The sequence below is a fragment of the Labedella endophytica genome (genome assembly GCF_003990045.1).
In the GTDB taxonomy this organism is placed as follows: Bacteria; Actinomycetota; Actinomycetes; order Actinomycetales; family Microbacteriaceae; genus Labedella; species Labedella endophytica.
The window spans coordinates 1,194,512-1,216,858 of record NZ_RZGZ01000002.1 but is presented as its reverse complement, the minus strand read 5'-3'; the positions used below and the strand labels follow the sequence as shown (position 1 = coordinate 1,216,858).

The 22,347-nt window shown below is 70.1% G+C and carries 22 protein-coding genes and 1 rRNA gene; 20 read left to right on the top strand and 3 right to left on the bottom strand.

Going from position 1 to position 22,347, the window contains the following annotated elements:
• Nucleotides 1-98: 98 nt before the first annotated feature.
• The 18 genes from rrf (at nt 99) to der (ending at nt 17,087) form a co-directional block, all read left to right on the top strand.
• Nucleotides 99-215 (top strand): 5S ribosomal RNA (gene rrf, locus ELQ94_RS09210).
• Between the two features lie 159 nt (nt 216-374).
• Nucleotides 375-1,421: a hypothetical protein gene (locus tag ELQ94_RS09205; protein WP_127049381.1), complete on the top strand. Its 1,047-nt coding sequence runs from the start codon at nt 375-377 to the stop codon at nt 1,419-1,421.
• Nucleotides 1,422-1,483: 62 nt separating this feature from the next.
• Nucleotides 1,484-2,413, top strand: a complete 930-nt coding sequence (locus tag ELQ94_RS09200; protein WP_127049379.1) for a hypothetical protein — start codon at nt 1,484-1,486, stop codon at nt 2,411-2,413.
• Complete coding sequence (locus ELQ94_RS09195) at nt 2,385-3,422, top strand: HAD-IIA family hydrolase (RefSeq protein ID WP_127049377.1); 1,038 nt, start codon at nt 2,385-2,387, stop codon at nt 3,420-3,422. Before ELQ94_RS09200 ends, ELQ94_RS09195 begins: the two co-directional genes overlap by 29 nt.
• Nucleotides 3,423-3,504: 82 nt before the next feature.
• Entirely contained in the window at nt 3,505-3,723 is a 219-nt protein-coding gene (locus tag ELQ94_RS09190) for a hypothetical protein (RefSeq protein ID WP_208007659.1), read from the top strand.
• On the top strand, nt 3,720-4,529 hold the full coding sequence (locus tag ELQ94_RS09185) for a TlyA family RNA methyltransferase (RefSeq protein ID WP_127049375.1): 810 nt from the start codon (nt 3,720-3,722) through the stop codon (nt 4,527-4,529). Before ELQ94_RS09190 ends, ELQ94_RS09185 begins: the two co-directional genes overlap by 4 nt.
• The gene (locus ELQ94_RS09180; RefSeq protein WP_127049373.1) at nt 4,526-5,443 is read left to right on the top strand and encodes an NAD kinase; all 918 of its coding nucleotides are present in this window, start codon (nt 4,526-4,528) and stop codon (nt 5,441-5,443) included. The genes ELQ94_RS09185 and ELQ94_RS09180 overlap by 4 nt, the downstream gene beginning before the upstream one ends.
• On the top strand, nt 5,436-7,154 hold the full coding sequence (gene recN / locus ELQ94_RS09175) for a DNA repair protein RecN (RefSeq protein ID WP_127049371.1): 1,719 nt from the start codon (nt 5,436-5,438) through the stop codon (nt 7,152-7,154). Before ELQ94_RS09180 ends, recN begins: the two co-directional genes overlap by 8 nt.
• A 6-nt stretch (nt 7,155-7,160) precedes the next feature.
• The gene (locus ELQ94_RS09170) at nt 7,161-8,936 is read left to right on the top strand and encodes a CTP synthase (protein ID WP_424977065.1); all 1,776 of its coding nucleotides are present in this window, start codon (nt 7,161-7,163) and stop codon (nt 8,934-8,936) included.
• A gap of 54 nt (nt 8,937-8,990) precedes the next feature.
• Entirely contained in the window at nt 8,991-9,626 is a 636-nt protein-coding gene (locus ELQ94_RS17440; RefSeq protein ID WP_127049369.1) for an NUDIX domain-containing protein, read from the top strand.
• A complete protein-coding gene (gene xerD / locus ELQ94_RS09160) occupies nt 9,623-10,528 on the top strand; it encodes a site-specific tyrosine recombinase XerD (protein ID WP_127049367.1) in 906 nt (301 codons plus the stop codon). Before ELQ94_RS17440 ends, xerD begins: the two co-directional genes overlap by 4 nt.
• Before the next feature lie 186 nt (nt 10,529-10,714).
• Nucleotides 10,715-11,548, top strand: a complete 834-nt coding sequence (locus ELQ94_RS09155) for a ParA family protein (protein WP_127050235.1) — start codon at nt 10,715-10,717, stop codon at nt 11,546-11,548.
• Nucleotides 11,532-12,341: a segregation and condensation protein A gene (locus ELQ94_RS09150; RefSeq protein WP_127049365.1), complete on the top strand. Its 810-nt coding sequence runs from the start codon at nt 11,532-11,534 to the stop codon at nt 12,339-12,341. Before ELQ94_RS09155 ends, ELQ94_RS09150 begins: the two co-directional genes overlap by 17 nt.
• A 49-nt stretch (nt 12,342-12,390) precedes the next feature.
• Nucleotides 12,391-12,996, top strand: a complete 606-nt coding sequence (gene scpB / locus ELQ94_RS09145; protein WP_243696975.1) for an SMC-Scp complex subunit ScpB — start codon at nt 12,391-12,393, stop codon at nt 12,994-12,996.
• Nucleotides 12,986-13,804 (top strand): pseudouridine synthase, encoded by an 819-nt coding sequence (locus ELQ94_RS09140; protein ID WP_127049360.1) that lies wholly within the window; start codon nt 12,986-12,988, stop codon nt 13,802-13,804. The genes scpB and ELQ94_RS09140 overlap by 11 nt, the downstream gene beginning before the upstream one ends.
• Entirely contained in the window at nt 13,801-14,895 is a 1,095-nt protein-coding gene (locus ELQ94_RS09135) for a prephenate dehydrogenase (RefSeq protein WP_127049358.1), read from the top strand. The genes ELQ94_RS09140 and ELQ94_RS09135 overlap by 4 nt, the downstream gene beginning before the upstream one ends.
• A gap of 4 nt (nt 14,896-14,899) precedes the next feature.
• The gene (gene cmk / locus ELQ94_RS09130) at nt 14,900-15,580 is read left to right on the top strand and encodes a (d)CMP kinase (RefSeq protein WP_127049356.1); all 681 of its coding nucleotides are present in this window, start codon (nt 14,900-14,902) and stop codon (nt 15,578-15,580) included.
• Nucleotides 15,573-17,087 carry a ribosome biogenesis GTPase Der gene (gene der / locus ELQ94_RS09125; protein ID WP_127049354.1) on the top strand — a complete coding sequence of 505 codons (1,515 nt, stop codon included), beginning with the start codon at nt 15,573-15,575 and terminating at the stop codon, nt 17,085-17,087. Before cmk ends, der begins: the two co-directional genes overlap by 8 nt.
• Nucleotides 17,088-17,367: 280 nt before the next feature.
• Here der and ELQ94_RS09120 read toward each other — a convergent pair whose 3' ends face one another.
• A complete protein-coding gene (locus tag ELQ94_RS09120; protein WP_127049352.1) occupies nt 17,368-17,688 on the bottom strand; it encodes a DMT family transporter in 321 nt (106 codons plus the stop codon).
• On the bottom strand, nt 17,688-18,083 hold the full coding sequence (locus ELQ94_RS09115) for a DMT family transporter (RefSeq protein WP_127049350.1): 396 nt from the start codon (nt 18,081-18,083) through the stop codon (nt 17,688-17,690). The genes ELQ94_RS09120 and ELQ94_RS09115 overlap by 1 nt, the downstream gene beginning before the upstream one ends.
• Before the next feature lie 214 nt (nt 18,084-18,297).
• On the opposite strand from ELQ94_RS09115, the gene ELQ94_RS09110 reads away from it, so the two are divergent.
• Nucleotides 18,298-19,443 carry an NAD(P)/FAD-dependent oxidoreductase gene (locus ELQ94_RS09110; RefSeq protein ID WP_127049348.1) on the top strand — a complete coding sequence of 382 codons (1,146 nt, stop codon included), beginning with the start codon at nt 18,298-18,300 and terminating at the stop codon, nt 19,441-19,443.
• A 28-nt stretch (nt 19,444-19,471) separates the two neighbouring features.
• Here ELQ94_RS09110 and ELQ94_RS09105 read toward each other — a convergent pair whose 3' ends face one another.
• Nucleotides 19,472-20,026 (bottom strand): 2'-5' RNA ligase family protein, encoded by a 555-nt coding sequence (locus ELQ94_RS09105; protein ID WP_127049345.1) that lies wholly within the window; start codon nt 20,024-20,026, stop codon nt 19,472-19,474.
• A 120-nt stretch (nt 20,027-20,146) separates the two neighbouring features.
• Between ELQ94_RS09105 and ELQ94_RS09100 the strand changes: the two genes are divergently transcribed.
• Complete coding sequence (locus ELQ94_RS09100) at nt 20,147-22,309, top strand: ATP-dependent Clp protease ATP-binding subunit (RefSeq protein ID WP_127049343.1); 2,163 nt, start codon at nt 20,147-20,149, stop codon at nt 22,307-22,309.
• Nucleotides 22,310-22,347: the final 38 nt, after the last annotated feature.

Here is a 22,347-nt window from a genome sequence, read left to right as displayed (position 1 = left end):
GTGGCCTGATGCCCGCGTCCACTGAGTGGTTCTCGATGTACGGTCGAGAACTGATCTAGCTAATAGCTAGTACGTTCACTTTGATACATCAATAGTGTTTCGGCGGCCATAGCGAGAGGGAAACGCCCGGTTACATTCCGAACCCGGAAGCTAAGACTCTTTGCGCCGATGGTACTGCAGGGGGGACCCTGTGGGAGAGTAGGACACCGCCGGACTTCTTCGTTGAAATGGCCACCCATTGCTGGGTGGCCATTTTGCGTTAACGGGCCGAAACTGCGAGGCTCCGACCTCGTTCGACGAGAAGACCCTGGAGACAGTCATGAGCCAGACCGACGACGAGCGGAACAGCCGCTCCGGGGATGTGCGCGGCAACGATGCCGGACGCGACAGAACCGGACGCGACGATGCACGACGCGACACCGACCGAGGCGATGGTTCCCGAGGCGACAGCGCTCGGCGTGACGAGTCTCGAGGCTCCGGCTCTCGAGCGGGCGACGATCGTCGTGCCCGCCAGGGCGGTCACGACGACCGCCGCGGATCGGCAGCAGGAGACCGTCGTCCCGATCGTGGCGACGACCGCCGACCGCCCCGATCCGGCGACGCCCGACCGCCGTATACCGGAGACCGGCGTCCGCCTCGTTCGGACGACCGCCGCCCCCAGGGATCGGACGATCGTCGCGGTCCACGCGACGACGGTCGGCCGGCGACGAACGACCGCCGCCCATCGACGGGTGGCGGACAGCGCGACCGGCGGCCCGACGATCGATCCGATCGCGACCGCGGTGATCGCAGCACCGGTGGTTACCGAGGAGCTTCGTCCCGTGACGGACGGCCGTCGAATTCCGATCGTTCACCGAACTCCGATCGTTCCTCGGGTGCCGGGCGCTCCTACGGGTCCGATCGTCCCGGGCGAGGCGACCGTCCTGATCGCCCGGCGCGCGAATGGTCACCCCGCCCCCCGCGCGATGGCGCCCCGTCTCGGGGTGGTCGTCCCTCCAGCGATCGTCCGAGTGGTGATCGTCCCCACCGTGACCGTCCGAGCGGTGACCGTCCGTACCGGGATCGTCCCAATACCGACCGTCCGAGCGGCGAGCGTCCGTACCGGGACCGTCCGAGCGGTGACCGGCCCGACCGTGGCGGCTCGAGCGATCGTGGAACCCGTCCGGACCGTGGAGGCTCTTCCGAGCGACGTTCCTTCGAGCGGTCCGATCGTCCGGATCGCGGCTCGAGTGACCGACCGAGCCGCGGAGCGTCGGCCGGACGGGGCAGCTATCCCGATCGCGGTGGACGTCCCGACCGTGGGACCTCCGGCGATCGCGGTGGCCGATCCTTCCCCGACCGTGGCGGGCGCCCCGATCGGGGTTCGTCCGATCGGGGCGGACGCCCGGGCGGGCGCGACGACCGCTTCGAGCGGGAGCTGACCGAGGACGAGCTGCTCCAGCGGGAGCTTCGTTCGGTGCGTCCGCGTCACGACGATCCCGACATGCCCGATGACGTCGAGCCGCGCGACCTGGACAAGGTCGCGCGCAACGAACTCAAGACGCTGTCGAAAGAGAACGCCGACTGGGTCGCGAAGCACCTCGTGATGGCGTCGCGCCTCATCGAGGATGACCCGGAGCTGGCTCACCGTCACGCGATGAGCGCCGCGCGTCGCGCCGGCCGGATCGCGGTCGTGCGGGAGTCGCTCGCGATCACCGCGTACGAGACCGGAGACTACGCCCTCGCCCTGCGCGAGCTGCGCACCTTCCGCCGTATCAGTGGATCCGATGAGCAGCTTCCTCTCATGGTCGACAGCGAGCGCGGGGTCGGCCGACCGGAGAAGGCGCTCGAGCTCGGCCGTTCCGTCGACCGGTCGACGTTGACTCCCGCCAGCCAGGTGTCGCTCGCGATCGCGATGTCCGGTGCCCGGCTCGATCTGGGTTCCGCCGAGCTCGCGCTCGGTGAGCTCGAGATCCCCCAACTCGACCCCGACCGCGCCTTCAGCTACAGCGCAGCGCTCTACGATGCGTACGCCGAAGTCTTGAGCGAGCTCGGCCGCGACGACGAGGCCGCCGTGTGGCGTCGCCGCGCGACCGTCGCCGGCGAACTGTTCGGCGACGGCCCCGATGAGGACGAGACGATCGTCATCATCGAGGAAGGCGGAGACGCGCCGGAGGGAAGCGACGTCGACGAGGCCGATCTCGACGAGGCCGATCTCGATGAGTCTGAACTCGACGACGCTGCTCTCGAGGACGACGCTGCTCTCGACGCGCCCGAACTCGAACCGGTAACCGACGACGACGATCCCGACCACGCGGACTCCGAGGGCGTGGCACTCGATTCGGACGACGAGCCCGCGGTCGACGGCGACGAGGAGAATCCCACGGACACCGAGGAGGACGCCGATGGCGTTGTTCGGCCGCACGAAGACTGACACGACGCCGCTCGACGGGATCGACACCGTCCTGGCCGACCTCGACGGGGTCGTCTACGCCGGCGCCAACGCGATCCCGCACGCCGTCGAGAGCCTGAACCGGGCGGCGGAGTCGCGTCGGCTCGGGTTCATCACGAACAACGCCTCCCGAACGGATGAGACGGTCGCCGCGCATTTGCGGGACCTCGGCCTGCACCCGACGGCGGGGGACATCGTCACGAGCCCGCAAGCGGCGATGCGCCTCCTGCGCGATCACGCTCCCGCCGGTTCGACGGTGCTCGTCGTCGGCGGAGACGGTCTCGTGTCGGAGCTCGAGAAGGCCGGTTACGTCGTGACGCGCAGCGCCGACGACGCACCCGCCGCCGTGGTGCAGGGCTTCGCTCCCGACGTCGGCTGGTCGCAGCTCGCGGAGGCGGCGTTCGCGCTCCAGACGGATCGCGAACCCAACGATCTCCCGTGGATCGCCACGAATACCGACTGGACGATCCCGCAGGCCCGGGGGATCGCTCCGGGAAACGGCACGCTCGTCTCGGCCGTGCATACCGCAGTGGGACGTCTGCCCATCGTGGCGGGCAAGCCCGAGGTGCCGATATTCGAGGAGGCGACCGCTCGCTTCGGGGCGACGACCCCGCTCTTCATCGGCGATCGGCTCGACACCGACATCAAGGGTGCCGTCTCCGCTGGGATGGCCTCCGTGCTCGTGCTGACCGGCATCGATCGGGCGAAGCACGTTCTCGCGGCCGACCCGGGATCCCGTCCGACGTTCATCCTCGAAGACCTCCGCGGACTGCACGAGCCCTACCCCGCCACGACCATGAGCTCCGACGGTGCCTCGGCGACCGTCGGCCGCTCCGTGGTCCGCATCGACGGGACGAAGGTCGTCGTCGCTCGCGAGGGCGATTCTGCGATCGATCGGCTCCGCGCCGCGTCCGCCGTCATCTGGGCGAGCGGCCGGGCGATCTTCGGTTTCTCGGTTCCCCCGCGCTTGTACGAGGACCTGGACCGCTAGCCTGCCGGCGTCGTTCAGGTTTCACTCGGTACCGGGCTTCCTGTGCGCCTGTTCGAGCACCTGTACCGGTACCCTGGGGAACGTGTCCATCGACCCGAGCGCCGCACGACCCTCCGCCCCGGAGTCCGACAACGTCGCCGACGGTGACGGTCTCGTGTCGCGCCTCCGTGTCATCGAGGACCAGCCGCTCGAATCGCGGGCCGACGCGTACACCGCTCTGCACGCCGAGCTGAAGGCCGTCCTGGACAGCGCGGACAGAGTCGGCGCCGACCGAACCGGCGCCGATCGCGCCACCGGATGACGGCCTCACGGCTCGACGCCGCCCTCGCGGCGCGCGGACTCGCACGATCGCGGAGCCACGCGGCCCGCCTCATCGCCGACGGACTCGTCATGGTAGACGGCGCGATCGCCACCAAGCTCTCCCTCGCGGTGGACGACGCCGCGGACATCGTGGTCCAGCAGACAGACGACTACGTCAGCCGCGCGGCTGCGAAGCTCATCCACGCCCTCGACACGTTCGGCATCGACCCCCGCGGGATGCGCGCGCTCGACGTGGGGGCGTCGACCGGCGGATTCTCGGAGGTGCTCCTCCGTCGCGGCGCCCGTGGCGTGATCGCCCTCGACGTCGGCCACGGCCAGCTGGTCGACCCGGTGCGCTCGGACGAGCGCGTCGCCGTGGTCGAGGGGGTCAACGCCCGGGAGCTCACGAGCGAGCTGCTCGCCACCACGAGCGGCGTCGACTGGGCGCCGGAGCTCGTCGTCGGCGACCTCTCCTTCATCTCCCTCACCCACATCATCCCGCCGGTGCGCTCGTCCGTCTCGCCGGACGCCGACTTCGTGCTGCTGGTGAAGCCGCAGTTCGAGGTGGGGCGCACTCTCGTGAAGCAGGGGATCGTCGTGGATCCCGAGGCGCGGGTCGACAGCATCGCCCGCGTACTCGCGGTCGCCGTGGAGTCCGGATTGCGGACGGTCGGCGTCCTGTCGTCCCCCATCACCGGTCTCCACGGAAATCACGAGTACCTCGTGCATCTCAGCCCGCGCACGGGTCGCGATCCGTCAGAATGGATGGACGAGATCCGACGGATCGCGGGAGCGGGAGGGGCATGACCGGGGCAGAACGCGCCATCCTCGTGGTGTCGCACACAGGCCGCAGGGATTCGATCGACGCCGCGGTGTCGGTCATCGAGGAGCTCTCGGCCGGAGGGGCGACCCCTGTCCTGCGTCGCGACGAATGGGACGACATCGCCGCCGCGTGCGTCCTCCCGCAGAACACGCTCATCCTGGGCGAGGACGTGGACGCGGCGGACCTCGAACTCGTCATCGTCCTCGGCGGCGACGGCACCATCCTGCGCGCAGCCGAGCTGGTGCGCGGGTGCACGGCGCCCCTGCTCGGAGTGAACCTCGGGCACGTCGGCTTCCTCGCCGAGAGCGAGCGCGACGACCTGGCCGAGGCCGTGCGTCGCGCGATCGACGGCGACTACCTGGTCGAAGAGCGCATGACGCTCGCCGTGCGGGTCAAGCTCGACAACGAGGTCGTCTACGAGACGTGGGCCCTCAACGAGGCCACGGTCGAGAAGGCGAGCCGCGAGCGCATGCTCGAGGTCGTCATCGAGGTGGACGGACGCCCCCTGTCGGCGTTCGGCTGCGACGGCGTCGTCGTCTCCACACCCACCGGTTCCACCGCGTACAACTTCTCGGCCGGCGGCCCCATCGTGTGGCCCACCGTCGAAGCGATCACCCTCGTGCCGCTCAGCGCGCATGCGCTCTTCGCCCGCCCGCTCGTCGTCGGACCGGAGTCCTCGCTCGCGATCGAGGTCATCGCCCGCAACCAGGGATCCGGCGTGCTCTGGGCGGACGGCCGGCGTGCGCACGAGCTCGCCCCCGGCGCGCGCGTGGTCGTGCGCCGATCGACCGTGCCCGTGCGCCTCGCGCGACTCCACCAGGGGCCGTTCACCGATCGCCTCGTGCACAAGTTCCACCTGCCGGTCGACGGCTGGAGGGGGCCGAGCGGTCGTGATTGAGGAGATCGAGATCCGCGATCTCGGTGTCATCGCCGAGGCCACCCTGCCGCTCGGCGCCGGCTTCACCGCCATCACGGGTGAGACGGGCGCCGGTAAGACGATGGTCGTCACGGCCCTCGGGCTGCTGCTCGGCGGTCGAGCCGACAGCGGCACCGTGCGTTCCGGCCAGGAACGCGCGAGCGTCGACGGCCGCTGGGTGGTGCCCGAGGACGGGCCCGTCACCAACCGGGTGCGCGAGGCCGGGGGAGACGTCGACCCGTTCGGCGAGGGGCGCGCGGAGCTGACCCTCGGGCGGAGCGTCTCCGCCGAGGGTCGCAGTCGCGCGTCCGTGGGAGGACGCGCGGCTCCCATCGGCATCCTCTCCGAGCTGGGCGAGCGACTCGTCGTGGTCCACGGGCAGTCCGAGCAGCTCCGGCTGAAGTCCGCGACGGCCCAGCGCGACGCTCTCGATCGGTTCGCCGGTGCCGCGCTCGCGGGGGTCCTCGCGGACTACGCCCACGCGTTCTCGCGGTGGCGGGCGAACGCGAGCGAGCTCGACACGATCCGCGACGAGCGCGACGCACGCGCGAGCGAGGCCGCCACGCTGCGCGAGACGATCGCGGAGATCGAGGTCGCCGCACCGCAACCGGGGGAGGACGACGACCTCGCGACCCGCGCGGTCCGTCTCGGCAACCTCGAGGCCCTGCGCCTCGCCGCGGCCGGCGCGCGCGAGGCGCTCTCGGCGGAGGAGCCGGACGGCGTCGACGTCGTCGGGCTCATCGGTACGGCACGTCGACTCGTCGACGACGCGAGCGACGCCGACCCCACCCTCGCGGCGATCGGCGAACAGCTCGCGAACATCGGCTACCTCGCGGCGGATGTCGCCGCCGATCTCTCCACCTACCTCGCGGAGGTCGACGCCGACGGCGCCCGTGAACTCGAGATCGTCAACGAACGACGGGCAACCCTCACCGCCCTCATGCGGGCGTACGGCCCGACGCTCGACGACGTCATCGCCGTGCTCGACACCGGCAGCGCCCGACTGCTCGAGCTCGACTCGGACGACGAACGGATCGAGGAGCTCGGCCGCCAGGTCGCGGACGACGAGGCGCTCGTGCTCCGGCTCGCCGACGAGGTCAGCGCGCTGCGGAGCGCCGCCGCCGCGCAGCTCGGAGAGCGGGTGAGTGCGGAACTCACGGCGCTCGCGATGCCCGATGCGCAGTTGACGATCGTCGTCGACTCGGCCGGCGACCTCACGGCGAGCGGGCGGGACGACGTGCGCTTCCTCCTGCAGCCCCACAGCGGGGCGGAACCGCGATCGCTCGCGAAGGGTGCCTCCGGGGGTGAGCTCTCGCGGGTCATGCTCGCGATCGAGGTCGTCATCGCCGGGACCGATCCCGTGCCCACGTTCGTGTTCGACGAGGTCGACTCGGGAGTGGGCGGAGCGGCGGCGATCGAGATCGGGCGGCGACTCGCCCGGCTCGCCGAGACGGCGCAGGTGATCGCGGTCACCCACCTGGCCCAGGTCGCCGCCTTCGCGTCGAACCACTTGAGCGTGCGCAAGCAGAGCGACGGATCGGTGACCTCGTCGAGCGTCGTGCGGCTCGAGGGCGACGAACGCGTCTCCGAGATGGCGCGTCTTCTGTCGGGCCTGCCCGACTCCGAGTCCGGCCTGGCCCACGCGGAGGAGCTCCTCGCGCTGTCCGCCGACGATTCTCGACTGTTAGGATAGAAGCCCGTGGCGGACATTTACAGCACGGACCCCCTTCCCTCTTCCGAGACCCTCTCTTCCGAGAGCGCGTCCGGCCCGATCTCCCTCGCTGGATCGCTCTCGCGAGCGGAACGTAATCCGGGTGGAACGACGAAGCACATCTTCGTCACGGGTGGTGTGGTCTCCTCGCTCGGCAAGGGACTCACCGCCGCGAGCCTCGGCAATCTCCTCACCGCGCGCGGTCTGCACGTGGTGATGCAGAAGCTCGATCCGTACCTGAACGTGGACCCGGGCACGATGAACCCGTTCCAGCACGGCGAGGTCTTCGTGACCGACGACGGTGCCGAGACCGACCTCGACATCGGCCACTACGAGCGCTTCCTCGACATCGACCTCAGCCAGGCGGCGAACGTCACGACGGGTCAGATCTACTCGACCGTCATCGCGAAGGAGCGCCGCGGCGAGTACCTCGGCGATACCGTCCAGGTCATCCCGCACATCACCGACGAGATCAAGCGGCGCATGCGCCTGCAGGCGTCCGAGGACCCGCAGCCCGACGTGATCATCACCGAGATCGGCGGCACCGTCGGCGACATCGAGTCGCAGCCGTTCATCGAGTCGGCCCGTCAGGTGCGTCACGAACTCGGCCGCAAGAACGTCTTCTTCGTGCACGTCTCGCTCGTGCCGTTCATGGGTGCGTCAGGCGAGCAGAAGACCAAGCCGACGCAGCACTCGGTGGCCACCCTCCGCTCGATCGGCATCCAGCCCGACGCGCTCGTGCTCCGCAGCGATCGCCCGGTCACCGAGTCGAACAAGCGCAAGATCGCGCTCATGTGCGACGTGGACGAGGACGCGGTCGTCAACGCCGTCGACGTGCCGTCGATCTACGACATCCCCACGATGCTGCACGACCAGGGCCTCGACGCCTACATCATCGACGCCCTCGGGCTGAACACCTCCGACGTCGACTGGTCCGGGTGGGAGCCCCTGCTCCGCGCCGTCCACGAACCGAAGCACGAGGTCACGATCGGCCTCGTCGGCAAGTACATCGACCTGCCCGACGCGTACCTCTCCGTCACCGAGGCCCTCAAGGCCGGCGGCTTCGCCCACGACACCAAGGTCAAGGTCGTGTGGGTGCCGTCCGACGAGTGCGAGACCCCCGAGGGCGCCGCGCGCGTGCTCAGCCAGGTCGACGGCATCTGCGTGCCCGGCGGTTTCGGCATCCGCGGCATCGAGGGCAAGCTCGGCGCGCTCACGTTCGCGCGGAAGAACGGGATCCCCGCTCTCGGGCTGTGCCTCGGCCTGCAGTGCATGGTGATCGAGTACGCGCGCACCGAGGCGGGCCTCGAGGGCGCGAGCTCGACCGAGTTCGACCCCGACACGACCTTCCCCGTGATCGCGACGATGGCCGAGCAGGTCGAGATCATCGCGGGAGGCGACCTCGGCGGCACCATGCGCCTCGGCCTCTACCCGGCGGCGCTCGCTGAGGGGTCCGTCGTCGCCGACCTGTACGGCTCGAACGAGATCTCGGAGCGCCACCGTCACCGCTACGAGGTCAACAACGAGTACCGCGACCGCATCGCTGACGCGGGTCTGCGCTTCTCCGGCACCTCGCCGGACGGCCGCCTCGTGGAGTACGTGGAGCTCGACCGCTCGGTGCACCCGTTCTACGTGGGCACGCAGGCCCACCCCGAGCTGCGGTCGCGCCCGAACCACGCGCACCCGCTGTTCGCCGGACTCGTGGCCGCCGCTCTCGAGCGGCACCAGGCCAGCCAGCTGTTCGACGAGGACGTCGAGGCCTGAGCCGCGTCGTCCCCGCCGCCCGTCGACGGCCTTCGGGCCACTGAGAGGAACGCCATGACGTCGTCACCCCTGGAGGACGTGCCCTTCGCCGTCGAGGTCACCGAGACCGAGCGGGTCTTCGAGGGGCGCGTGTGGGACATCCGTCGCGACACGTTCGACTACAACGGGTCGTCCATCGTGCGCGAGTACACGGACCACACCGGTGCGGTCGCGGTGCTCGCGCTCGACGACGAGGACCGCGTCCTGCTCATCCGCCAGTACCGTCACCCCGTGGGGCTCCGGGAATGGGAGCTGCCGGCCGGACTTCTCGACGTCGAGGGGGAGGACCCCCTCGTGGCCGTGCAGCGCGAGCTCGAGGAGGAGGCCGACCTCCGCGCCACCGAGTGGGACGTGCTCGCCGAGTTCGCGACGAGCCCCGGCGGCAACAACGAGGTCATCCGCGTCTACCTCGCTCGCGGCCTCTCGGCCACGGAGCAGGCGTTCGAACGCACCGAGGAGGAGGCCGACATCGAGGTGGCGTGGGTGCCCCTCGACGACGCGCTCGACGCGGTCCTGGCGCGGCGCGTCCAGAACCCGTCCCTCGTCATCGGCGTCCTCGCCGCCCACGCGTCCCGTGCACGCGACTGGTCGACGTTGTCGCCGGCCGACAGCCCGTGGGACCGGCACCCGAAACTCCGCCAGACGCCGTGACGCTCGCGCGGGCCGTCGACGAGTACGTGCGGCACGTGCAGATCGAGCGCGGACTCTCCGTCAACACGGTCTCCGCCTACCGGCGCGACCTCGCGGCCTACATCGAGTGGCTCGCGTCCGAAGGCGTCGAGTCCCCGCGGGAGATCGCGCCGTCCCACGTCACCGGGTTCTCCCGGTCGCTCGCGACGCGCCAGGAGGCGCCCCTCGGCCCCTCCTCGCTCGCCCGGGTGCTGTCGTCGGTGCGCGGTTTCCACCGCTTCCTCCTCGAAGAACGCGAGGTGGACGGCGACGTCTCCCGGGACGTGAAGCCACCGAAGCTCGGGAAGAGACTGCCGAAGGCGCTGACGATCGCGCAGGTGGAGTCGCTCCTCGCCGCGACGGAGGGGGAGGACATCGCCGCACTCCGCGATCACGCCCTGCTCGAGCTGCTCTACGCGACGGGCGCGCGCGTCTCCGAGGTCGTCGGGCTCAACGTGGACGACGTCACCGAACCCGACATCGTGCGGCTCACCGGCAAGGGGAACAAGCAGCGCATCGTGCCGCTCGGCCGTTACGCCCGCGCGGCGATCGACGCCTACCTCGTCCGCGGTCGGCCGGCGCTCTCGCCCATCGGACCGGCGACACCCGCCCTCTTCCTCGGGATGCGCGGCGCCCGGATGTCGCGTCAGAGCGCGTGGCTCGTCATCCGTGCGGCCGCCGAGCGGGCCGGCCTCGTCGCCGAGGTATCCCCGCACACGCTCCGGCACTCGTTCGCGACGCACCTCCTCCAGGGCGGCGCCGACGTGCGCGTGGTGCAGGAGCTCCTCGGGCACTCCTCGGTCGCGACGACGCAGATCTACACGCTCGTGACCGCGGATTCCCTGCGCGACGTCTACACGGCCTCCCACCCGCGCGCCCGCTGAGTCACGGGCCTCCCGGCGGCTACAATCGAGAGTCAAGCACCGGATACCACCGGTGAGCCGCCGCCCTGGTACGGCGGCGTGTGCGGAGGGAGCGACGTGAAGAGCAGGAGCGACGTGAGCGACGACACCGCCCTCTTCCCGACATCCGATGCGACGCCCCCGATCGATCCCCAGGCCCCCCAGAAGATGGGTCCGACGGGTCGTCCGTTGAGCGACTTCCCGACCCCTCCTCCCCTCTCCGGTCACGGCCCGGCGCGCATCGTGTCGCTGTGCAACCAGAAGGGCGGCGTGGGGAAGACGACGACGACGATCAGTCTCGCCGCCTCGCTCGCGGAGTACGGCCGCAAGGTGCTCGTGATCGACTTCGATCCGCAGGGCGCGCTCTCCGCCGGTCTCGGCATCGGCACGCACGAGGGTCTGACGATCTACGACCTCCTCCTCAACCCCAAGCGCCCGGCGACCGAGGCGATCCAGGAGACCGGTATCCCCGGGCTCGACATCATCCCCGCGAACATCGATCTCTCGGCGGCCGAGGTGCACCTCGTCAACGAGGTCGCGCGCGAGCAGATCCTCGCGCGCGTGCTGCGCCAGGTCACCGGTAGCTACGACATCGTGCTCATCGACTGCCAGCCGTCGCTCGGTCTCCTCACGGTCAACGCGCTCACGGCGAGCCACGGCGTGCTCATCCCGCTCGAGTGCGAGTTCTTCGCGCTGCGCGGTGTCGCGCTCCTCATCGAGACGATCGAGAAGGTGCGCGACCGGCTCAACCCGGCCATCGAGCTCGACGGTATCCTCGCGACGATGTTCGACTCGCGCACGCTGCACTCCCGCGAGGTGTTACAGCGCGTCGTCGAGGCCTTCGGCAACGACGTGCTCGAGACCGTCATCGGCCGTACCGTGAAGTTCCCCGACGCGTCGGTGGCGGGAACGCCCATCACGACGTTCGCCCCCGAGCACCCGGCCGCGAAGGCGTACCGCCAGCTCGCGAGGGAACTGGTGGCCCGTGGCGCGGTCGCCTGAGCGCACCGAATCGGACGGCTTCCGCGTCGAGCTCGCGAACTTCGAGGGCCCCTTCGATCTGCTGCTCTCCCTGATCTCGAAGCACGAACTCGACATCACCGACATCGCACTCTCCGTCGTGACCGACGAATTCCTCGCGCACATCCGCGGGCTCGGGGACGACGCAGACCTCGACCAGACGTCCGAGTTCCTCGTCGTCGCCGCGACCCTGCTCGACCTCAAGATCGCGGGTCTCCTGCCGCAGGGCGAGCTCGTGGACGCGGAGGACGTCGCGCTACTCGAAGCGCGCGACCTCCTCTTCGCCCGGTTGCTGCAGTACCGGGCGTTCAAGGAGGCCTCGTCCTGGTTCCAGTCGCGCTTCGACGCGGAGGCCACGCGGCACTCCCGATCGGTGCGGCTCGAGGAGAAGTTCCGCCAGCGCACCGCCGAGCTCGTCTGGACGTTGACACTCGAGGACTTCGCCGCGATCGCGACGCTCGCGCTGACGCCGCGGGAGATCCCGGTGGTCGGACTCGACCACCTGCACGCGCCGCTCGTCAGCATCCGCGAGCAGGCCGCTCACGTCGTGGCGCTCCTCCGGCACGGGGAACCGATGACGTTCCGGCAGCTCGTCGCGGGAGCCGACCAGAAGGGCGTCGTGATCGCCCGTTTCCTCGCCGTGCTCGAGCTGTACCGGCACGCGTCCATCTCGTTCGAGCAGCTCGAGCCCCTCGGGGAGCTCACCGTCCGGTGGACCGCGGAGAATTGGACGGAAGAGAATCTTGCCAACCTGGGGGCCGATTATGACGGATGACACTGTGGGGGATCACGCCGTGACGGATCGCGTCGCGACGCAGAGCGCGGTGACGGACGACGCCTCGACGGACGGCGTGCCGGCGGCGATCGCGGGACCCGACGTCGACATCGATCGCGCCATCGAGGCGCTCCTCATGGTCGCCGACGAACCGCAGAGTGTCGTCGGTCTCGCGACGGCCCTCGGCCGCCCGGTCCGCGACGTCCACGCCGCGATCGACCGCCTCGTCGCCGACTACGACGGGCGCGACGGCACCGTCCGTCGCGGCTTCGAGCTGCGCGAGGTGGGCGGGGGCTGGCGCTTCTACGTGCGCGCCGAGTACGACTCCCTCGTGTCCGACTACGTCAACCAGCAGAACCCGTCTCGACTGTCGCAAGCGGCGCTCGAGACCCTCGCCGTCGTGGCGTACAAGCAGCCGATCTCGCGGAGCGCGATCGCCTCGATCCGCGCCGTGAACGTCGACTCCGTCGTCCGCACCCTGCTCGGGCGCGGCCTCATCACCGAGCTGTTCACCGACAGCGAGACCGGCGCGATCAACTACGGCACGACCGACGTGCTGCTCGATCAGCTGGGCATCAACTCGCTCGACGAACTGCCACTCATCTCGCCGTTGCTCGCCGACGGTCAGGAAGGATTCGACATCGATGTCCGTTGAGAGTTGGGGCGAGGAGCCCGAGGGTATCCGCCTGCAGAAGGTGATGGCCGCCGCCGGTGTGGCCTCGCGCCGTGTGTCCGAGCAACTGATCGCCGAGGGGCGTGTGACCGTGAACGGCGAGCTCGTGACCGAGCCCGGTCGGCGCATCGATCCCGAGACGGACCTCGTGGCCGTGAACGGGCAGGCCGTGCAGCTCGACACGTCGAAGCGCTACATCATGCTCAACAAGCCGCGCGGCATCGTGAGCTCGCTCAAGGACGAGAACGGTCGCCCGGATCTCCGTCAGTTCACCGACGACTTCGAGGAGCGGCTCTTCAACGTGGGTCGCCTCGATGCCGAGACCTCCGGCCTGCTCGTCCTCACGAACGACGGCGACCTCGCACACGTGCTCGCGCACCCGTCGTTCGGTGTCTCGAAGACCTACGTGGCGAAGGTCGACGGAGCCGTCTCGGCCCAGACCGTGCAGAAGCTCAAGACCGGGATCGAGCTCGACGACGGTGTCATCAAGGCGGATGCCGTGCGGATCCTCGCCGCCGGCTCGGGCAAGGCCGAGGGCACGTCTCTCGTCGAGCTCACCCTGCACTCGGGGAAGAACCGCATCGTGCGCCGCATGCTGTCCGCGGTCGGGCACCCCGTCATCGACCTCGTCCGCCGCCAGTTCGGGCCGCTCCACCTCGGCACGCTCCGCTCGGGCGCCTACCGCGATCTCACTAAGGTGGAGCTCGGGGAGCTGCTGACGATCTCACGCGACGCCGCCTCGTCTCAGGCCGCCTCCGCTCAGACCGCTTCCGCGCAGGAGAACGAGTGAACGAAACCAAGGCGGCACGACTGTCCGGCCAGATCCGTGTGGTCGGCGCCGGTCTCCTCGGTGCGAGCATCGGGCTCGCGGTTCGGGAGAACGGTGTCGACGCCATCCTCGCGGATGCGTCGCCGAGCCAGTTGCGCCTCGCCATCGACTACGGGGCCGGTCGGGCCGAGCGCGACGACGACGATCCGTCGATCGTCATCGTGTGCGTACCGCCGGACGTCGTCGCCGACGTCATCGAGGCGGAACTCGCGCGCTACCCCCGCGCGGTCGTGACCGACGTCGCGAGCGTGAAGCTCGCGCCGTTCCACGAACTGCAGCGACGGGGTGTCGACCTCGTGCGCTACATCGGCTCGCACCCCATGGCCGGTCGCGAGCGGGGAGGGGCCATCTCGGCGCGCGCCGATCTCTTCCTCGGTCGCCCGTGGGTGATCTGCCGCGACCACGAGACCCCGCGCGATGCGCTCGCGCTCGTCGAGGACCTCGCGCTCGACCTCGGCGCCGTCCCCCTCGAGATGACGCCGGAGGAGCACGACGCGAGCGTGGGGCTCGTGTCCCACGTTCCGCAGATCGTCGCGAGCACGCTCGCGAAGCAGCTCGTCGACGCGCCGGACTCCGCGGTGCGCCTCACGGGGCAGGGGCTGCGCGACACCGTGCGCATCGCGTCGAGCCAGCCGGAGCTGTGGGTGCAGATCCTCACGTCGAACGGCGGCCCCGTCGTCGAGGTGCTCGATCGCCTCGTCGCGGATCTGTCGATCGTGGCCGACGCGCTGCGGTCCCCCGACGCGACCGGGTCGCGCCGCGAGATCGCGGACGTCATCGCCGCCGGCAACACGGGAGTCGCGAGGCTCCCCGGAAAGCACGGGCAGGACCGCCGGTTCGCCCAGATCGTCGTCATGGTGGACGACACCCCCGGTCAACTCGGACGGCTCTTCACCGAGCTCGGCGAGATCGGGATCAACCTGGAGGACCTGCGGCTCGAGCATTCGCCCGGCGCGCAGATCGGTCTCGCCGAGATCGGTGTCCTCCCCGAAGTGCAGCGACGCGCCGTCGACGAACTCGAGGCGCGCGGCTGGCGGATTGCGAGCGTGTAAGACAATGGCCGACATCATCGTGGCGATCGACGGACCGGCCGGTAGCGGCAAGTCGAGCGTGTCGAAGGCGGCGGCGCGCCGTCTCGGCTTCGACTATCTCGACACGGGGGCCGCCTACCGGGCGCTCGCGTGGTACGTCCTGGACCGCGGCATCACCCCGGAGGACACGACGACCGTGCTGTCGTCGCTCGATGCGTTCGACTACTCCATCTCGATCGACCCGCGCGAGCCCGTCGTGATGGTGGGCGAGACCGACGTGACCGAGGCGATCCGCGAGCCCCGCGTGTCCGGAGCAGTGAGCGCGGTCGCGAAGGTTCCCGAGGTGCGCACGTTCGTCACCTCCATCTTCCGCTCGACGATCGAGGCGGCTCCCCACGACGGCATCGTGGTGGAGGGGCGGGACATCACGACGGTCGTCGCGCCCGACGCTGAGGCCCGCATCCTGCTCACGGCGGACGAAGAGGTTAGAATGGCCAGACGCTCCGCCGAGCTCACGAGCGAATCGGCGGCTGACGTCGGGGAGCAGCTCCGCTCCCGTGACCGGGCCGACTCCCGTGTGGTGGACTTCCTCACCGCTGCGGATGGCGTCGTGACGGTCGATTCCACCCACCTCGACTTCGACCAGACCGTCGATGCCGTGCTCGAGGTGATCGCGCGCGAAACGACAAGGACCTCCCATGGCTGACGACTACGACGAGCCCGACACGACCGACGACGGTCTGGCGACCGCCCTCGAATCCCTCGACGACGACCTCGCCGCGCAGCGCACCGCCGCGCTCCGCAGCGGGCTCGACGACTACGAGCTCGACGAGGAGGACCTCGCGGTCCTCGAGACCGTCACGGACGACCCCGATGCGATCCGGTACCTCCCGGCGCTGCCCGTCGTCGCGATCGTCGGTCGACCGAACGTGGGCAAGTCCGCGCTCGTCAACCGCATCCTCGGCCGCCGCGAGGCCGTCGTGGAGGACACCCCCGGCGTGACGCGTGACCGCGTCTCCTACCGGGCCGAGTGGAACTCCCGCTTCTTCACACTCGTCGACACCGGTGGCTGGGAGCCCGACGCCAAGGGCATCGACGCGTCCGTCGCCGCGCAGGCCGAGGTCGCGATCGACCTGTGCGACCTCGTGCTCTTCGTCGTCGACGGCAACGTCGGCGCGACGAGCACCGACGAGCAGGTCGTCAAGCTCCTCCGCCGGTCCGGCAAGCCCACCTACCTCGTCGCCAACAAGGTCGATGACGTGCGCCAGGAGCCGAACATCGCGGAGCTGTGGTCGCTCGGTCTCGACGAGCCGCACCCCGTCTCGGCCCTGCACGGCCGCGGCGTCGCCGACCTGCTCGACATGATCATGAAGCAGCTGCCGGAGGTCTCGGCCGTCGCGAAGGAAGAGGTCGGCGGGCCCCGCCGCGTCGCGATCCTCGGGCGCCCGAACGTCGGCAAGTCGAGTCTGCTCAACAAGGCGGCGGGTGAGGAGCGCGTCGTCGTGAACGAGCTCTCCGGCACCACGCGCGACCCCGTGGACGAGCAGGTCGAGATCGCCGGCAAGTTCTGGCGCTTCGTCGACACAGCCGGCATCCGCCGTCGTGTCCATCTCCAGCAGGGTGCGGACTTCTACGCGTCGCTCCGCACGTCGGCCGCCCTCGAGAAGGCCGAGGTCGCCGTCGTGATGATCGACGTCAGCCAGCCGATCAGCGAGCAGGACGTACGCATCATCGACCTCGTGCTCGAGTCGGGCCGCGCGCTCGTCCTCGCGTTCAACAAGTGGGACCTGCTCGACGACGAGCGTCGCCGCTACCTCGAGCGGGAGATCGAGCTGGACCTCGCGCACGTGTCGTGGGCGCCGCGCGTCAACATCTCGGCGCGCACCGGTCGCCACATGGAGAAGCTCGTGCCGGCGCTCGAGCTCGCGCTCGAGTCGTGGGACACACGACTGCCGACCGGCAAGTTCAATGCGTTCCTCGCCGAGCTCGCCCAATCGCACCCGCACCCGCTGCGCGGTGGCAAGCAGCCGCGCATCCTGTTCGGCACGCAGGCGTCGAGCCGTCCGCCGACATTCGTGCTCTTCACGACAGGGTTCCTCGACCCGGGCTACCGTCGCTACATCCAGCGTCGCCTGCGCGAGATCTACGGTTTCGAGGGAACGCCGATCCAGGTCAATATGCGCGTGCGCGAGAAGCGCACCCGCCGCACGTAGCCCCAAAGGGCTACTCCCGAGCGAGGGCGCTAGGTACACCTGGCGCCCTCGAGGCGTATGTGGCGCCCTCCCATCGCGACACGCGTTGAGCACTCTCCGGGGGAGGGGTCACCTCGCCGGATGGGACCGTCGCGATGCGTCATCGATTCTCGCTATGCGTCACGGTGCGATCGGGTGCTGGCGCAATCTCTGACGGTCCGTCGCGCGAGAGCGGCAGCTCGATGTCGAGGGCTGCAGGTCTAATTGGCGCCCTCGCTCGGGAGTAGCCCTTTCGGAGGGGTCAGTGGGCGGCGCCGACCTCGACGAGGAGGACGCCGCCCATGATGAGAGCGATGCCGATCGCCATGAGAACCGAGAACGGTTCCTTGAAGATGAGGGTGCTCGCGACGGCCGTGAGGGCGACGCCGGCGGCCGCCCAGATGCCGTAGGCGACCCCGAGGGGCATGCCGGCTCCGAGCGAGAGCGACAGCAGCGTGAACGCCGAGAGGTAGCCGACGGCGACCACGACGTAGAACCGACGGCGTCCCCCGACGGCCGCGCGGAGGGACAGGGTCGCGGTGACCTCGGTGAGGATCGCGCCGACGAGGAAGAGCCAGGCCATCAGGCATCCGCCCCTGAGCTGGGCGCCGGGTCAGCCGCTCGATGCGCGGCCGATCCGACGACCCGTCGGGCGGCCGCCCGCTGCGAGCCGAGTTCGACGCAGAGCACCCCGCCGATGATGAGGACGAGACCTCCGAGCATCACGGGAGTCAGCGGCTCTCCGAAGAAGACGGCGGCGAGGAGCGCTGTGGCGGCGACCCCCGTCGCGCCCCAGACGCCATAGGCGACCCCGAGGGGCATCCCTGCGCGCAGGACGAAGCCGAGAAGGACGAACGACGAGGCGTAGCCGATCACGACCACGACGTACCAGCCCGGCACGTCGAGTGCCGCCTTGAGCGAGAGGGACGCGGTCACCTCCGCGGCGATCGCGGCGGCGAGCAGCAGCCAGGCTCTCATCGGAATCCTCTCGGCGGGGCGGTCACGGTGGGGCGGGTCGGATGTGTCGTGCGGTCCCGCGACGGCGTTGGATGCGGGTGCAGCCGAGGGGTCCGATCGCACGGTACCACCGCCGAGGGGAGGGGAGGGGAGGGGAGGGGAGGGAAGGCATGGTTGCGGTCGACGGCCCTGCCGGATGCGGGGCGTGCAGCCCCGCACGGGGCAGGATGGACGCATGAGGATCGTCGTCGTCGGGGCGGGAGCGTGGGGCCTCCCCGCTGCCGCGGAACTGCAAGCGCGCGGGCACGAGGTGACGCTCGTCGACCGGTACGGCGTCGGGAACGCGCTCTCGTCCTCGTCGGGGCCGACCCGGTTGTGGCGCTTCGCGGATCCCGACCCGGTGAAGGTGCGGCTCGCGCGCCGGGGACTCGAGGCGATGGAACGTCTCGCGCTGCGATCCGGGACGCGCACCTTCATCCGTCGTGGTCTGCTGTGGCGCGACGAGGCCGGGCTCGACCGACTCGTCGGCACGCTCGATGCGGAGGGCGTCGCGTACACGGCCGTCGACGCGTCCGACGTCGGGCGATTCTTCGACGGACTGCGCCCCGACGGTCGAAACGCCGTATGGGCACCGGACGGCGGATCGGTCCTCGCGGCGGACTCCCTTTCCGCGCAGGCCGGACTCTTCGCGGCGGACGGCGGCAGCCCGGATGTCGGGAGGACGGTGACGGCGGTGGAGCGGACGCCTCACGGGCCCCGGGTCGTGTTCACCGAGGGTCCGCCCCGCGACGCCGACGTGGTCGTCCTCGCGGCCGGGCCGGGGTCCGGGCCACTGCTCGCGGGCCTCGGCGTGGACGTGCCCCTGCTGCCCGTACTGGAACAGGTCGTGCACGTCGGCGATCCCGCGAGGCCGCACCTCACGGATGAGCTCCCCGGTTTCATCGACGCGCCGCGCGGGGACGAGCCGGGGATCTACGCGATGCCGACCCCGGGCATCGGCTACAAGATCGGCATCGACGCGGCGATCCGCGACTGGGCGCTCGACGACCTCGACCGCACGCCGAGCGCGGAGCGCACCCGCGAGACGATCGACCGCGTCGTGCGGGACTTCCCCGGGATCACCCCGCACGCGATCGACGCCGCCGTGTGCTCCTGGACGGCTTCATCCGATGGGAGGTTCGTCGTCGATCGACTCGACGGCGACGTCGTGATCGCGTGCGGGGACTCCGGTTCTGGCTTCAAGTTCTCGGCCGTGATGGGCCTGATCCTCGCCGATCTCGCGGAGGGTGTGCCCGTGGACGACGACGTCGCGTCCCTCGGTCTCGCGCGCTTCGACGGTGTGCCGCCGCGAGCGATCCCGCGCAGCCTCTTCGACGTCTGACCCGCACTCACCCCCCCCTGAAAATCCCTCAGGTGCGTGGAGATTCGAACCCGGAGGAGATTTTCAAGGCGATGAGGGTCTTGGTGTCGCCGTCCCAGAAGCGGGCGGCGGTGAGGGCGCCGTCGATGGGCGGGGTGTCGAGGAGAGGGAGGGCGAGCGCGACCTGCTCGGGGGTGAGGCGGCGGGCGAGGGTCACGTGAGGGACCCATGCGCCGGGGAGGCTCGTCGGGACCGGGACCGGGGCCGGGCCGGTCGAGGCGGAGGCGGAGGCTGCGGCGACACCGGCGTGGAGCGCGAGCAGTTCCGTGGTCACGACGATCGTGCGGACGAGCACGAAGCGGCCGCGCCCCGCGGGGAACACCGACAGTGCGCCGAAGCGCAGCGGGAGGGGCAGCGTCGCGAGCGCGTCAACGGGTACGTCGTCGGGCTCGAGGCCTTCCCCGGCCACGACGGTCACGTGGGGCGCGTTGCTCGCGGCGGTGTGCGAGGCGAGGCTCGGAAGGTCGTGCTCGGCGAGCGTGCGCCACTCCGCGCGGACGTGCGCGTCGGTGGTGTCGTCGAGGATCAGTTCGATACTGCGCATTCCCCCATCATGCGGTGCCCGCCGGGAATGCCCGCCCACACTCATGGCGTTTCCCTTCATGGAGCGGTAAACTTGAGTCATACCGACTCAAGTCGGTGACAGCGAGGAGAACCGACACACATGCAACCGGGTCAGCAGCCTCCCCAGGAGAACCAGAAGAGCGCCCTGGAACAGTACGGCGTGAACCTCACGGCGGTCGCTCGGAACGGCACTCTCGACCCCGTCATCGGGCGAGACGCCGAGATCCGACGCATCAGCCAGGTGCTCACGCGGCGCACGAAGAACAACCCCGTGCTCATCGGCGAGCCCGGCGTCGGCAAGACGGCCGTCGTCGAGGGGCTCGCCCAGCGCATCGTGGCCGGCGACGTGGCCGAATCGCTCAAGGGCAAGGAGATCGTCGCCCTCGACATGGCCGCCCTCGTCGCGGGAGCGATGTACCGTGGCCAGTTCGAGGAGCGCCTCAAGGCGGTGCTCAAGGAGATCAACGAGGCCGAGGGGCGCGTCATCACCTTCGTCGACGAGCTCCATATCCTCATGGGCGCGGGTGGCGGCGAGGGCTCCGTCGCGGCGTCGAACATGCTGAAGCCCATGCTCGCGCGCGGCGAACTGCGGCTCATCGGGGCGACGACGCTGGACGAGTACCGCGAATACGTGGAGAAGGACGCCGCCATGGAGCGACGCTTCCAGCAGGTGTTCGTGGGTGAGCCGAGCGTGGAGGACAGCGTCGCGATCCTGCGCGGGCTCAAGGAGCGGTACGAGGCCCACCACAAGGTCGCCATCGCGGACTCCGCGCTCGTCGCGGCCGCCGCGCTCTCGAGCCGCTACATCCCTGCGCGGCAGCTGCCGGACAAGGCCATCGACCTCATCGACGAGGCGGCCTCGCGATTGCGCATGGAGATCGACTCGGCGCCCATCGAGATCGACCAGCTGCGGCGGAGCGTCGAGCGGCTGAAGCTCGAGGAGCTCGCCCTCAAGCGCGAGAAGGACGATGCGTCGCGCGAGCGGCTCGCGAAGCTGCGCGAGGACCTCGCCGCGCGTGAGGCGGAGCTCGCCGGGCTGCAGGCGCGGTGGGAGGAGGAGCGCGCGTCGCTCAACCGACTCGGTGACCTCAAGACCCGCCTCGACGAGGCGAAGGTGCGGCTCGACCGCGCCATGCGGGACGGCGACTACCAGAAGGCGTCGCGCATCGAGTACGAGGAGATCCGCCCGATGCAGGCCGCGATCGTCGACGCCGAGCGCGCCGAGCAGGAGCCGCAGGGCGACCGGATGGTGGGCGACCACGTGACGGAGGCGGACATCGCCGAGGTCGTCGCGGCCTGGACGGGCATCCCCGTCGGCCGGCTCCTCCAGGGCGAGACGGAGAAGCTCCTGCACCTCGAGTTCGAACTCGGCCGGCGCCTCATCGGGCAGAAGCAGGCCGTCCGGTCGGTGTCGGACGCCGTTCGCCGCTCACGGGCCGGCATCTCCGACCCGAACCGTCCGACCGGCTCGTTCCTCTTCCTCGGACCCACGGGTGTCGGCAAGACGGAGCTCGCGAAGGCGCTCGCCGAACAGCTCTTCGACGACGAGAAGGCGATGATCCGCATCGACATGTCGGAGTACGGGGAGAAGCACTCGGTCTCCCGGCTCGTCGGCTCGCCTCCCGGGTACGTCGGGTACGAGCAGGGCGGCCAGCTCACCGAGGCGGTGCGGCGGCGCCCCTACTCGGTCGTGCTCTTCGACGAGGTGGAGAAGGCCCACCCGGAGGTCTTCGACATCCTCCTGCAGGTGCTCGACGACGGTCGGCTCACCGACGGTCAGGGGCGCACGGTCGACTTCCGAAACACGATCCTCATCCTCACCTCCAACCTCGGCTCGCACGTGCTCGTCGACCCGACGATCCCGCTCGAGCAGAAGGAGGCGGCGGTCCAGGCGCTCGTGCGGCAGTCGTTCAAGCCCGAGTTCGTCAACAGGCTCGACGACATCGTCGTGTTCCAGACGCTCTCGGAGGAGGAGCTCGGGCAGATCGTGGAGCTCTACATCGACCGCATGCAGCGGCGACTGGCGGAGCGGCGGCTCGAGCTGGCCGTGACTCCCGACGCCCGGGCCTGGCTCGCGGAGCGGGGCTACGACCCGATGTACGGGGCCAGGCCGCTGCGTCGACTGATGCAGAGCGAGATCGACGACCGGCTCGCGACGGCGATCCTCGACGGCAGCATCCGCGACGGCGACACGGTGCGGGTGGATCTCGATGCGGCGACGGACGCCCTCACGGTGCGTCCGCTCGTGCCCCACACGACCTGACCCGCCACCCGGCGGACATGAAGACGAAAGATCGTGCG

Coding starts and splice junctions, on each gene's coding strand:
- ELQ94_RS09100 (WP_127049343.1), top strand. CDS start 20,147: ATGCAACCGGGTCAGCAGCCTCCCCAGGAGAACCAGAAGAGCGCCCTG.
- ELQ94_RS09155 (WP_127050235.1), top strand. CDS start 10,715: ATGGGTCCGACGGGTCGTCCGTTGAGCGACTTCCCGACCCCTCCTCCC.
- ELQ94_RS09140 (WP_127049360.1), top strand. CDS start 12,986: ATGTCCGTTGAGAGTTGGGGCGAGGAGCCCGAGGGTATCCGCCTGCAG.
- ELQ94_RS09105 (WP_127049345.1), bottom strand. CDS start 20,026: ATGCGCAGTATCGAACTGATCCTCGACGACACCACCGACGCGCACGTC.
- cmk (WP_127049356.1), top strand. CDS start 14,900: ATGGCCGACATCATCGTGGCGATCGACGGACCGGCCGGTAGCGGCAAG.
- ELQ94_RS09185 (WP_127049375.1), top strand. CDS start 3,720: ATGACGGCCTCACGGCTCGACGCCGCCCTCGCGGCGCGCGGACTCGCA.
- ELQ94_RS09205 (WP_127049381.1), top strand. CDS start 375: ATGCCGGACGCGACAGAACCGGACGCGACGATGCACGACGCGACACCG.
- ELQ94_RS09110 (WP_127049348.1), top strand. CDS start 18,298: ATGAGGATCGTCGTCGTCGGGGCGGGAGCGTGGGGCCTCCCCGCTGCC.
- ELQ94_RS09180 (WP_127049373.1), top strand. CDS start 4,526: ATGACCGGGGCAGAACGCGCCATCCTCGTGGTGTCGCACACAGGCCGC.
- ELQ94_RS09115 (WP_127049350.1), bottom strand. CDS start 18,083: ATGAGAGCCTGGCTGCTGCTCGCCGCCGCGATCGCCGCGGAGGTGACC.
- ELQ94_RS17440 (WP_127049369.1), top strand. CDS start 8,991: ATGACGTCGTCACCCCTGGAGGACGTGCCCTTCGCCGTCGAGGTCACC.
- ELQ94_RS09195 (WP_127049377.1), top strand. CDS start 2,385: ATGGCGTTGTTCGGCCGCACGAAGACTGACACGACGCCGCTCGACGGG.
- ELQ94_RS09120 (WP_127049352.1), bottom strand. CDS start 17,688: ATGGCCTGGCTCTTCCTCGTCGGCGCGATCCTCACCGAGGTCACCGCG.
- ELQ94_RS09200 (WP_127049379.1), top strand. CDS start 1,484: ATGCCCGATGACGTCGAGCCGCGCGACCTGGACAAGGTCGCGCGCAAC.
- der (WP_127049354.1), top strand. CDS start 15,573: ATGGCTGACGACTACGACGAGCCCGACACGACCGACGACGGTCTGGCG.